The organism is Pantoea sp. USMM079 (assembly GCF_037153115.1).
Taxonomy (GTDB): domain Bacteria; phylum Pseudomonadota; class Gammaproteobacteria; order Enterobacterales; family Enterobacteriaceae; genus Pantoea; species Pantoea communis.
The window spans coordinates 761267-773299 of the sequence record NZ_JBBCKX010000001.1; the positions used below are offsets into that span (position 1 = coordinate 761267).

Genomic DNA, 12033 nt, shown 5'->3' on the forward strand with positions numbered 1-12033 from the left:
GTGTACTCCTTAAAACTTATTCAGTGCATGCCAGGCGGCAGGGAGATCGCTGCGGATCTGCTGATAATGGGGAAACAGTTGGTTATAGCGCTGCGACAGTTCAGCGGAAGGCGGTTCAGGCGCATCCAGCAACGGGCGCACCCAGGTTTCCACGCACTGCGCCATGGAGGGATAGGCGCCAATCGCCACCGCTGCCATCATCGCGGCGCCCGCTGCACCGGCTTCATCACGCTGGCTGATACGCACTGGTGCGCCAATGCAGGCAGAGAGGATCTGCCGCAACGGCTGAGAACGCACCGCGCCGCCGGTAAGACGAATTTCACCCGGCAAAGTACTGCCCATCGCCTGATAACAATCACGCGCGGCCATGCCGATGCCTTCAATCACGCCGCGCACCAGGTCGGCAAAATTGTGCTGATAGTTAAGTCCGGTGAAGCTGGCGCGCGCGTCGGCGTTGACGAACGGCCCGCGTTCACCGGCAATTGAGATGTAGGGATGGAACAGCAGGGTGCCGGGTTCGGCTTTGTTGAGCCACTGGTCGATATGCGCCACTAGCCGCGCATGATCAATTTCACAGCCAAAACTGCTCAGCAACTCACTGGCCACATTCAACAGCCAGTCGAGATTGAGGGTAGACGCCATATTGGTTTGCACCTGCGTCACATAGCCCGGCCAGGGCAGAGGAATCACATAGCCAGTTTGCGCTGGGTTCAACCACACCTCATCAATGGTCACACTGCGCAGATGCACCCCGGTAGAGCCGACAATTGAGCAGGCTGTATGGGCTTCGCCGGTATGCACGCCTGCGCCCAGCGCGGTCATTGCCATATCCACGTAACCCAGCGAAATCGGTGTACCCGCGCGCAGGCCGGTGAGCGCAGCGGCCTCTGCTGTTAACGGATGAGTGATTTGCGTGCCATCGATAATTTCCGGCAGCAGATGACGTCGATGTTCCAGTCCCAGCGCTGCGATGACGGTATCGTCATAACGCTGGGTGCGGAAGTTACCAAAAGTGAAGCTGGCCTCGGAAGGATCGGTGGCACGAATGCCAGTGAGATTCAGGTAAAGCCAATCTTTGCAATGCAGCGCCACTTCACTCTTTTCCAGCAGCTGCGGAAAGTGCTGGTCCATATGCGCCATCTGTGAACCCTGCTGGCAGGTATTCAGCCCGGTACCCGTGGCCTTAAAACGCTCTGCTGCAAGGGCGTGCTGGTTTAGGGCATCAACGGTGTGTGCCGCACGCGCATCCAGCCAAATCCAGGCATCCTCTACCGGCTGATTATTGGCGCCTACCAGCCAGGTGCCATCCCCTTGTGCAGTGACGGCCACGGCCACCACGCGGGAAGAGAGATTTTCCACACGCTCGCCCAGTTTCCGTATCGCGTCCACGGCATCTTGCCAGGTCTGCGTCATGGATTGCTGCGCGGCACCGCCCTCGCTGCGGTAATAGCGGTTACGCACGGAGGCGCACGCCAGCTGTGTGCCTTCCAGATCAAACGCCACCGCTTTCACCACGGAGGTGCCGGAATCCAGACCCAGAATGATATCGCTGTTACCCACGTACACCTCCGAAGGGAAGAAAAGTTGACCCATCACGTCGTGTTAACTCCCTGTGATGAATTTGCTAAATAATGTCTTACACCACTTCCCATGGAGATAACATATCTAATGTATTATTTTTCGATAAAACGAATAAATTTCACTTCAGTTAGCGAGTTTGATCACGAAAATGGCGGTAGTACACGACAATATGAAATGAGATATCACATGAAGAAGGCTTGTATGGCGGGCTTTTATTAGCGATGCAGGCGTTAAGGTGTGAATTTAGCGATCCAGATCGCGCTCCTGAAAAATTCGTGAACCCCCTGTTGACAATTTAGTCACATCAGCACAATCCTCATCACAAGAGTTATCACATTTATAACATTTAATGCGGCGATTATCGCAGCAGATAACAGTGAGAGGTCACGTTATGTCCGATGTCTCAATGCTGGCACAGCAGCTCTCCCGCAAGCGCATCCGCCGCTACAGCATCATCGGTGTTGTGGTGGTTGCGGTGATTGCCGCCATGGCCATTGACACAAAAGTGGTGAAAATCGGTTCCGAGCAAGATGTGCAAGAGCAAGGTTTCTCGCCGGATAGCTACGGGGAGAAAACCTTCCCCGGTATTCAGCAGGATGTGGAAGCGCGTGCGGTGGATGCCAAAACCCTCGCCGATGCGCTGAAAGCCAATCAACAGGAAGCGGTACAGAAATACGGTGTGGGTTCGCCGCTCCCGGTGATCCCCGTCAAGCTGGAAGGCGTGGTGCAGCCTGGTCAAATGGGCATTTTCCCACTGAAAGTGGCCGGTTTACCGGAAGGAAATGTGATTCGCCTGCAAACGGGCCCGGCCATTACCGGCACCGATTTACGTGATGCCAGCGGAAAAATCCAGTTCGGCGATTTTACCAACCAGATTGAGTATCAAAACGCCGGTTCGGCGATCAATCGCGCCATGAAAGCCAAAGTACTGGATAAGTTGGATCGTGATGCGCTGCCCGGGAAAACCGTGCAGGTGGTCGGGGTGTTCCGTTTGCTCGCGCCGAATAACTGGATGGTGACGCCAGTGAGTCTGGAGGTGAAATGAAACCATTCAACGTTAACCCGGCGCTACTAAAAGGCGAAGTGATCCTTGAAGCGCGCAACATCAGCAAAATCTATGGATCGACCCATGCACTTAAAGGCGTGAATTTTGAGATCCGTCGCGGTGAAGTCACCACGTTGTTTGGTGAAAACGGCGCAGGTAAATCCACGCTAATGAAAATTTTGTCGGGCGTCATTACGCCAACATCCGGGGAAATTCTCTACAACGGCGAAGAGAAAGTGTTTCGCTCCGCCACTGAAGCACGCGATTGCGGCATCTCGATTATCCATCAGGAGCTGAATCTCGCTCCCAACATGAACGTGCGCGACAACATCTTTATGGGGCGCGAAATCATGAAGCCGGGTGGGGTGGACTACGCGGAAGAAGCCCGCATAACCGCCCATCTGATGGCGGCGCTGGAGGAGGAAATTGATCCGCTGACGCCGGTGGAAAACCTGCGTCTGGGCCAACAACAGATTGTCGAAATCGCCCGTGCATTGTCGGTGAATTCACAGATTCTGATCATGGATGAACCGACATCGGCGCTCAGTGCTGCGGAAGTCGCGGTGCTGTTCCAGGTGATCCGCGATCTCACCAGTCAGGGTGTAGCCATTGTATACATCTCACATCATCTCGAAGAGGCACTGGAGATCACCGATCGCGCCGTGGTGCTGCGTGATGGCGTGATGACCGCGTACGCGAAACGCGATGAGATCGATCTCGAATGGATCGTGCGCAATATGGTGGGAGATCACTTTGACCTGGGTTCGCCGCCGCAAGGGTATGAGTTTGGTGACCAGGCGTTGACCGTGCAAGACCTGACGGTGAAAAGCAAAACCGGGATTCGGCTGGTGGATAACCTCTCACTGTCAGTGAAAGCCGGTGAAATTGTCTGCATCTATGGCCTGATGGGCGCGGGGCGCACCGAACTGCTGGAGTGTATCGCCGGGCGTATTCATCAAAGCCTGGGCCGCGTTCTTTTGCAGGATACCGATGTCAGCGGCTTAACCATTCAACAACGTATTCAAATCGGCCTTGCGTTGGTGCCCGAAGATCGGCAACGCGACGGTTTGGTGCAAACCATGTCAGTGGGCGAAAACCTGTCGCTCGCCAGTATCAGCGAATTTGTGCGCGGTCTGGTGCTGTCACCTCGGCGTGAAAAGCAGCTGGTGACGGACAGTATTCGCAACGTCACGGTGAAAACCGCTGGCGGCGAGGCGGCCATCGGATCGCTCTCCGGTGGCAATCAACAAAAAGTGGTGATCGGCAAAATGCTGGCCACCCGTCCCAAAGTTATTCTGCTGGATGAACCCAGCCGCGGCATTGATATCGGTGCCAAAGCGGAAGTGTTTCGTCTGCTGGCGGAAAACGCCAAAAAGGGGCTGGCGGTGGTGTATACCACCTCGGAAGTGGGCGAATGCCTGAGTATTGCCCATCGCATTGTGGTGATGAGCAAAGGGCGCATTAACGCCATTTTCGATTCCAGCGTGAGTAAAGAACGCATTATGGCCGCTTCAGGCGAGTCTCTGGTGGCATGACATGAAAAACGGAGCAAACGGTATGACAGACAGAACACACACGCTGGATTCGCCACCCGTCGCGAGTAAAAAGAAAACCGATAAAAGTCTCAATCTGGCGCGATTGCTGCTGGAAGGGCGCGCGTTTATTGCGTTGCTGGTGATTATTATCACCTTTTCCTTGCTCTCACCTAACTACTTCACCGGCGCCAACTTCCTGACCATGGCTTCGCATGTGGCGATTTTTGGCTTACCTGCCATTGGCATGTTGCTGGTGATCCTCAATGGCGGAATCGACTTATCCGTCGGTTCAACGCTGGGTCTGGCTGGCGTGATGGCCGGCTTTATGATGCAGGGGATTAACCTCGACGCGCTAGGTGTCGTGCTGTATCTGCCCGTATGGGCGGTGGCGATATTGACGCTGGTGATTGGCGCGCTGGTGGGATTGGTTAATGGCGTGCTGATTGCCTGGTTCCGCGTTCCGGCGTTTGTTGCCACGCTCGGCACCATGTATGTGGCGCGCGGTATTGCCCTGCTGATCACTAACGGACTGACCTACAACAAACTCTCTGGCACTGAAGCGCTGGGTAACACCGGCTTTGACTGGTTGGGCTTTAATCGCATCTTCAACATCCCGGTCGGTGTGCTGGTGCTGGGTGTGGTAGCACTGGCCTGTGGTTTCCTGCTGAGCCGTTCGGCGTTTGGACGCTGGCTCTATGCCTCGGGGGGTAATGAACGCGCCGCCGATCTCTCCGGCGTGCCGGTGAAACGTATCAAAATCAGCGTTTACGTGTTGTCGGGTATCTGTGCCGCGATGGCGGGGCTGGTGCTCTCTTCACAGCTCACTTCAGCCGGTCCAACGGCGGGCACCACTTATGAACTGACCGCGATTGCCGCGGTGGTGATTGGCGGTGCGGCCTTAACCGGTGGTCGCGGTAACGTGCGCGGCACGCTGCTGGGCGCTTTTGTAATCGGTTTTCTCTCTGATGGCTTAGTGATTATCGGCGTCTCTGCCTACTGGCAGACGGTGTTCACTGGCGCCGTGATTGTGCTGGCGGTATTGCTCAACACCCTGCAATACGGCAAACGCAGTCGCTAACTCACGCGCGCTGTCTGGCAGCGCGCGGTTATCCGTAAAACCTGTACCCTAAATAATAACGGAGCACCTATGTTCACAAAACGTTTGTTTATTGCTGCCGCAGCGATGGCGATCACCACCTTCGCTGCACCGACCTGGGCGGATAACGGGTTGATGACCATCATCGTCAACGATCCATCCAACCCTTACTGGCTGACAGAAGGTCAGGTCGCGCAAAAAGCCGCTGAAAAACTCGGCTACAGCGCGAAAGTCAGCGCGCACAAAGGTGATACCAACACCGAAAGCCAGCTGATTGATACGGCGATCACCAACAAATCCAAGGCGATTATTCTTGATCCGGCTAACGCCGATGGTTCTGTCGGTTCAGTGAAAAAAGCCATCGCGGCCAACATCCCGGTGTTTATCATTAACGCTGAGCTGAATCAGAGCGGATTGGCCAAAGCGCAGTTGGTTTCTAACAATGCGCAGGGCGCGGCGGTGGGCGCGATGGAATGGGTGAAACAGGTAGGCGATACCGCCAACTATGTTGAATTAGTGGGCCCGCCATCCGATAACAACGCGGCAACGCGTGCCAATGGTTTTGATACCGTGTTGTCACAATACCCGACGCTGAAGAAAGTGGGTCAGGAAGTCGCCAACTGGGACCGTACCCAGGGCTTCAACAAGATGCAGTCACTGCTGCAGGCTAACCCGAACATCAAAGGCGTGATCAGCGGCAACGATGAAATGGCGCTGGGGGCGATTGCCGCACTGAAAGAAGCCGGCAAGCTGAACCAAATCAAAGTCGGTGGTTTTGATGGCTCTCCGGATGCCGTTGATGCCGTAAAAGCCGGTACGCTGGCGTATACCGTGATGCAGCCCGTGGCGCAATTCGCGCAGAAAGCGGTAGAGCAGGCTGACAGCTTCCTGAAAACCGGTAAAACCGGCGCAGCATCGGAAAAACAGCTGTTTGACTGCATTTTGATCACCAAAGAGAACGCGGGCAATTTCGTATCACCGTTTGTGTTGAAGCAGTAATGCATGACGTGCGGCTTTCGGGCCGCATACTACTCAGCGGACGCACTACGGTGCGTCGCTGTAACCCTTCTCGTGAGTCCAAACACCACACCATTTGCAAAAGGCGCGTTTCCGCGTTGTAATCACCTGGAACCCGCATTTCTGCATCACTTTCTGGACGAAATATGGCGCACAACCCGCAGGACTCTTCTCTCAACGTCTTCATGGCCGAACCCTTACCCAGCGACAGTCGTCAGGCGCGGCAGTTGGCGCGACGCCAGTTGATCGCGGAAGCCGTGATGGCAGAAGGCGCTATTCGCATTGAAGATATTACCGACCGTTTCGGCATCAGTCTGATGACCGCGCACCGTGATATTGATGAGATGGTCGAACGCGGATTACTGCATAAATCACGTGGGGTGGTCTCCGCCACGCCAACCAGCCTGGTCGAATCCAGCGATATCTACCGCGCGACGCGTCAACTGGAAGAGAAGCAAGCCATCGCTGAGGTGGCGGCCACTTACCTGGAGCCAGGACAGGCGATCTTCCTCGATGATTCCACCACGGTATTGCAGATGGCGCGCTTGTTACACGCGCGCGCCCCGTTAACGGTGATCACCAACTCACTGACGCTGATGAATGAGTTGCGCAACGGGCGCGATATCACGCTGATGGGATTAGGCGGTCAGTTTTATCACTGGTGCAATGCGTTTATGGGCCGCATGACGCGAGAAGAAATTGCCAGTCTGCGCGCCGATGTGTTCTTCGTCAGTATGTCAGCGATCATTGATGACACGGTCTTTCATCAGTCAGCGGAAACCGTCGAAACCAAACGAGCGATGTTTGATGCTGCACAGAAACGTATTTTGATGATGGATAACACCAAATTTGAACGCCGGGCGCTGCATCGTTTTGCCCATCTCAGCGAGTTCGATGTGGTGATTGTCAACCAGGGTACGCCGGTGCCCGTGCTACGACGGATGCAGGATCTGGGTGTGAACGTCGTGGTTGCGCCGATGAAGATCCACACGACCACACGCGAAGAAGTCTGATAACCCCTGCGAATTTATTCCCTCAGATAACCTGAGGCACTCACTGTCGGCTGCGACAGTGGTGCATCGGCCTGTTCAAATGCGTTTGACAATGTAATCTACCTACTAGTAGATTGATAGCTCTGCCACCGTGAATGAAGATGGTGCAATTGATTGCCACGCGCTAATCATTCAGCTCGGGTAACTGCCTTGTCTTAATTTATGCCATGTTGAGCGAACCTATGAACAAGCCTTCTCTTACGACCGGCCAGACACTCACCCGTCTGGCCGCTATTGCAGTGGTACCATTGATCGTCATCGCGTTATTTCTCTGGGCTGGCGGCTGGTTAACACCGGATAAGTTGTCCTCCGATAAGCTCATTACCGTGCTACAAAAATCAGGCGGGGAGCATCCCGGCTACCGACGCAATCATGCCAAAGGTGTCTGCATAAACGGCAGCTTTGCCGCTAACGGCAATGCCAGCGCGCTGTCGCGTGCCGGGCTGTTTGCGCCGGGCGAAACCCCGGTGATTGGGCGCTTTGCCATTGCCGGTGGCAATCCAAACGCTCCGGATTATGCCGTGCCGGTGCGCAGCATGGCGTTAGCGTTTTATCAAAAAGATGGTCAGCAATGGCGCACCGGGATGAATGCCATGCCGATATTTCCGGTGAACAGCGTGGAAGGGTTTTACGACCTGCAAATTGCCACGCTGCCGGATGCCAAAACAGGCAAGCCCGATCCCGCGAAGATTCAGGCCTTTGTAGAAAAACATCCCGAAATCAAACCGTTCTTCGGCTGGGCGCAGCAATATGTTCCTTCCTCTAGCTGGGCCAGCGATCGCTACAATAGCCTTAATGCCTTCAACTTTATTGATTCGGCCGGCAAGAGCCATGTGGTGCGCTGGAGTATGGTGCCGCACAGCGAGTATCAGCCCATCAATGCCGCCGATAAGAATGACAGCGACTTCCTGCAGAACGATCTGCAACAGCGTCTTGCCAAAGGGCCGCTGCAGTGGGACCTGATTATCACCGTCGCAGACGCGCAGGATAAAAGCAGCGATGCCTCAATTGCCTGGCCAGCGGACCGGCAGACCATCAATGCGGGAATCCTGACCATTAACCAAACCACGCCACAGCAGCAGGGTGCCTGTAACGACATCAATTACGATCCGCTGATTCTGCCCGAGGGCATCACCGCCTCGGATGATCCGATTCTCAATGCACGTTCATCGGCTTATGCCAAATCCTACAACGCCCGTACCCGTGAACAGGCAGGAGCACACTGATGAAACACACAGAGACTTTCCATCCGGCGTTGCGCGCGATTCACTGGCTGATGGCTGCCGCTATTATGACCATGCTGTTTATCGGCGTGGCCATGGTCGCCACCGTCTCGTCACTGCACAGCTTGCTCGTGGCGATCCATAAGCCGTTGGGCTTAATGATATTGCTGCTGGTGGTGGTGCGATTGTGGCTACGTTTTACCACCGCCAAACCGGCCTTGCCGGAGACGTTATCAAACGGGCAAAAAGCGCTGGCACACCTTTCGCATTGGGCGTTGTACGCAATGATGCTTGCGCAACCTCTTATCGGCTGGGCGATGCTGTCGGCGGCAGGCTATCCGATCAGTCTGGGAGGCAGTCTGGTGCTGCCCCCCATCACGCCAATCAGTAATGATCTGTATGCCTGGTTGCGTCCGCTGCATAGTTGGGTGGCCTTAGCCTTGTTCATCACAGTGATGCTGCATCTTGCCGCCGCGTTGTTCCATGCGCTGATTCTGCGTGATGGCGTCTTCAGAAGTATGACCGGTCGCCGTAAGCGTCCTGAAGCGCCTTGACATCACCGCTGCAGGTCAGTAGGTTCAGTGCCAATTTACTGATTTGCAGCCATTTCATCTTTGCTGCCGGAGCCCTGCATGACCGTTGAACGTTCGCCTAAAGCCACTGAAATCATTAGTCACACCCGAGCGCTGCTCACAGCTGGTGGTTATAAAAGTTTCAGCTATGCCGATTTGGCAGAACGCGTACAAATCCGTAAAGCCAGCATTCATCATCATTTTCCGGGCAAAGCCGATCTGGTGCTGGCCGTGGTCAATGATTATCGTGAGGAGGCGCGAGCCGGCATGGCCGCGACCAGTGAGCATTTCAGTGATGATCCGCTGGCTGAGCTGAACGGATATGTGAACTTCTGGGCAACCTGCATTAAGGAAAACAGCTCACCGTTCTGTATTTGCGTGATGCTGGCAGTGGAGCTGCCGACCTTACCGGAAGAGGTGGCGGCTCAAGTCACCGGACATTTCGCCGATCTGTCCGCGTGGCTGGCCGGTGTGTTGCAGAAGGGGGAAAAGCGCGGGGTGTTTATTCTGCGTGAAGGGGCGGAAATGGAGGCCAAATCGCTGATGGCGACGGTGCATGGTGCGATGATTGCCGCGCGCGCGTTTAATAACCCCGAACTGTTCTTACCCATGATTAAACCGGTGCTTAACAGTCTGGTTATTTCCGTTTAATGGCTTTGCGGCCATTTATCTTCGCGACTCTTTCATCAACAACAGAATCACTTTATCCACCAGATAAGGTGCCTGCTTATTTAATTCAGGATCGTTGCGTAATTGCGCAGCAATGTTCAACGCAAATTCGCGAACATTCTGTTTATCCGCTTGCGTTGATTCACAATCTGAAGGACGGCAGTCAGGATATTGGTTAGGAAAATGAATCACACTCACAATGCCCCCTGAAATCGTTGCTAAGGTCAGCCGAATAAATATTAATCTACTAGTTGGTAGGCTGGCAGTCAAGGGATGGATTTGCAGTAAAGCACAGCAGGTTTAAACCTCCGTGAGAGGCCGGGTAGGGGCGTTTCGCGCGCTTTCTCACCGCTTCGCCAGTACCGCCTGAAAATAGGAATTTTTACCTTTCGTCGTTTCACAAATCCTCTTAAATTAGCGCCGACGAGCAGTGCAAGTCGCCAACGATTTGGTGTCTTAACAACAATCAAATTAAAAACAATTGCATTCCATTTTTTAATGGTAATGAGGATTTCGATGCTTTTAAAACGCAGCTGCAGTATCGCCATTGTCGCTTTAGTCTGTTTATCAGTTACCGCTTGTGGCATGTCGCATCGTGGTCGTAATACGGCAATTGGTGCGGGTGTTGGTGCTGTGGGTGGCGCGGTATTAACCGGCGGCAGTACCTTTGGTACGCTGGGTGGTGCAGCCATCGGTGGCTTGATTGGTCATGAAGTGAGTCGTTGATTCATCCTGCTGATCTATTTCGTCGCGCACTCAATGCGCGACGAAATAATAACTTTTATACCTTCGTTTTATTCCCCGATTAAATTTTCTTTAACTGGCCAAATACCTGTTTGCCGTTATGGAAGGTTGCTATCACGGGTGCAACATGCGCCACCGCTTCAGCAGAACAACTCGCCGCCACTAACATCATCGTTGCGCTATCCTGCGCCTTCGGCCACTGTTGTTCACCCTGGCTATTCAGCGGCAGCACTTCATTGGTGGCGATACCCAATGCACGACTCAATGAGAACTCATCCGGGCCACGATACAACTGCGCATAGACGTTGGCTTTTTCCAGCATGCTGCCGCTGCCAAAAGGTTGCCAGTGGTCGGCAATGGTATCGGTGCCGGACCATACCGTTACGCCCGCCGCACGCAGTTGCGGCAATGGCATGATCACGCGCCCAATCGGCACGGTGGTGGCGATGCTGAACTGCTGCGCTTTGAGTTCCTCGATCATCGCATCCAGTTCACTCCCCGATAACGTGCCCAGCGCAAACGCATGGCTGATGGTGACTTTGCCTTTTAGCTGCGGATTCTCGCGCACCGTTTTCAGCATATAGCGTATCGCGGCGACGCCGTGCGGCTCGGTTTCGTGCAGGTGGATATCCACTGGCGCAGCAAAATCGAGTGCAATGCTGAACATCGTATCCAGCGACTTCTCCATCGCGCCATCAACGTTGGTCGGATCCAGGCCACCGACAAAGTTGGCGCCCATTTTCATCGCTTCACGCATCATGCCTTCGACCCTGGACCGCAACAGTCCATGCTGCGGGAAGGCGACAATCCTCGCGGTAAAGTCCTGACGGTGATTTTCAATCGCCTGTTGCAAGTGCGCCAGCCCATCCAGTTTGCTGATCGGGTCGATATTGCAGTGGCTGCGCGCTTCGGTGCTGCCTTTGGACTGCAGTAAGCCCATCAGCTTTTCGGCACGCATTTCGGATGTCGGCACAATCTCAGGAAGAATCTGCTCCTCCTGATGAATCATATCGATAACGCTTTTACGCGGCAGCGGGGCGCGCCAGCCATCGCCATAAAAGGTTTTATCAAGGTGGATATGCATGTCGCGCGTTGCAGGCAGCAGAATATGGCCCGCCGCATCCCAGGCGGGAAGGGTGCTGCTGAAACCTGCCGCGTGGATACCCGCGATATTTGCGCCGTTGATTTCGATATCGTACAACCCGGTGCGTGTCGCGGTGATCACGTCGTGATGACGTACAAAGGCTTCTTCCAGCCGCACATTGCGCAGCAGATAGTGGCTAACGTCAATCTGCATCAGGTTTTCAGGGGGACAGGCAGTGGCCGCAGCGTTACGGCTACTTAATCCGGCACCGAGCAGCGTACCTGCCGCCGTGAGTTTGATGCCAGCGGAAAGAAAGTCCCGGCGGTTGCCGGAAGTCATGAGGCTCATCGATTATGTTCTCCTTGTAGGGGAGATTTACCCTAGAGGAGCAATAAGCGCTGTGCTGTGATTTTTT

12 protein-coding genes are annotated in these 12033 nt (G+C 54.5%); 9 read left to right on the plus strand and 3 right to left on the minus strand.

The features are described 5' to 3' along the window. Nucleotides 1–9: 9 nt before the first annotated feature. Nucleotides 10–1593, minus strand: a complete 1584-nt coding sequence (locus WFP70_RS03625; protein WP_337022734.1) for an FGGY-family carbohydrate kinase — start codon at nt 1591–1593, stop codon at nt 10–12. Nucleotides 1594–1972: 379 nt separating this feature from the next. Here WFP70_RS03625 and WFP70_RS03630 point away from each other — a divergent pair, with 379 nt between their 5' ends. From WFP70_RS03630 to WFP70_RS03665, 8 genes are all read left to right on the plus strand, one after another. Further along, nucleotides 1973–2626, plus strand: a complete 654-nt coding sequence (locus WFP70_RS03630; protein ID WP_160832933.1) for a DUF2291 domain-containing protein — start codon at nt 1973–1975, stop codon at nt 2624–2626. Beyond that, nucleotides 2623–4161, plus strand: coding sequence for a sugar ABC transporter ATP-binding protein (locus WFP70_RS03635; RefSeq protein ID WP_337022622.1), 1539 nt, complete (start codon nt 2623–2625; stop codon nt 4159–4161). The genes WFP70_RS03630 and WFP70_RS03635 overlap by 4 nt, the downstream gene beginning before the upstream one ends. Before the next feature lie 22 nt (nt 4162–4183). Further along, the gene (locus WFP70_RS03640; RefSeq protein WP_337022623.1) at nt 4184–5239 is read left to right on the plus strand and encodes an ABC transporter permease; all 1056 of its coding nucleotides are present in this window, start codon (nt 4184–4186) and stop codon (nt 5237–5239) included. A gap of 69 nt (nt 5240–5308) precedes the next feature. After that, entirely contained in the window at nt 5309–6256 is a 948-nt protein-coding gene (locus WFP70_RS03645) for a D-ribose ABC transporter substrate-binding protein (protein ID WP_034823484.1), read from the plus strand. Between the two features lie 164 nt (nt 6257–6420). Then, the gene (locus WFP70_RS03650) at nt 6421–7287 is read left to right on the plus strand and encodes a DeoR/GlpR family DNA-binding transcription regulator (RefSeq protein WP_337022624.1); all 867 of its coding nucleotides are present in this window, start codon (nt 6421–6423) and stop codon (nt 7285–7287) included. Between the two features lie 221 nt (nt 7288–7508). After that, the gene (locus WFP70_RS03655; protein ID WP_337022625.1) at nt 7509–8552 is read left to right on the plus strand and encodes a catalase family peroxidase; all 1044 of its coding nucleotides are present in this window, start codon (nt 7509–7511) and stop codon (nt 8550–8552) included. Beyond that, nucleotides 8552–9103 (plus strand): cytochrome b, encoded by a 552-nt coding sequence (locus WFP70_RS03660; protein WP_337022626.1) that lies wholly within the window; start codon nt 8552–8554, stop codon nt 9101–9103. The genes WFP70_RS03655 and WFP70_RS03660 overlap by 1 nt, the downstream gene beginning before the upstream one ends. Before the next feature lie 78 nt (nt 9104–9181). Continuing rightward, nucleotides 9182–9772, plus strand: coding sequence for a TetR/AcrR family transcriptional regulator (locus WFP70_RS03665; protein ID WP_337022627.1), 591 nt, complete (start codon nt 9182–9184; stop codon nt 9770–9772). Between the two features lie 15 nt (nt 9773–9787). Here WFP70_RS03665 and WFP70_RS03670 read toward each other — a convergent pair whose 3' ends face one another. After that, nucleotides 9788–9988, minus strand: coding sequence for a hypothetical protein (locus WFP70_RS03670; protein WP_097117132.1), 201 nt, complete (start codon nt 9986–9988; stop codon nt 9788–9790). A gap of 318 nt (nt 9989–10306) precedes the next feature. Here WFP70_RS03670 and WFP70_RS03675 point away from each other — a divergent pair, with 318 nt between their 5' ends. Beyond that, nucleotides 10307–10516 (plus strand): glycine zipper 2TM domain-containing protein, encoded by a 210-nt coding sequence (locus tag WFP70_RS03675; RefSeq protein WP_034823502.1) that lies wholly within the window; start codon nt 10307–10309, stop codon nt 10514–10516. Between the two features lie 79 nt (nt 10517–10595). Here the strand turns inward: WFP70_RS03675 and WFP70_RS03680 are convergent, their stop codons facing one another. After that, nucleotides 10596–11966: an amidohydrolase gene (locus tag WFP70_RS03680; RefSeq protein WP_337022628.1), complete on the minus strand. Its 1371-nt coding sequence runs from the start codon at nt 11964–11966 to the stop codon at nt 10596–10598. Between the last annotated feature and the right edge of the window lie 67 nt (nt 11967–12033).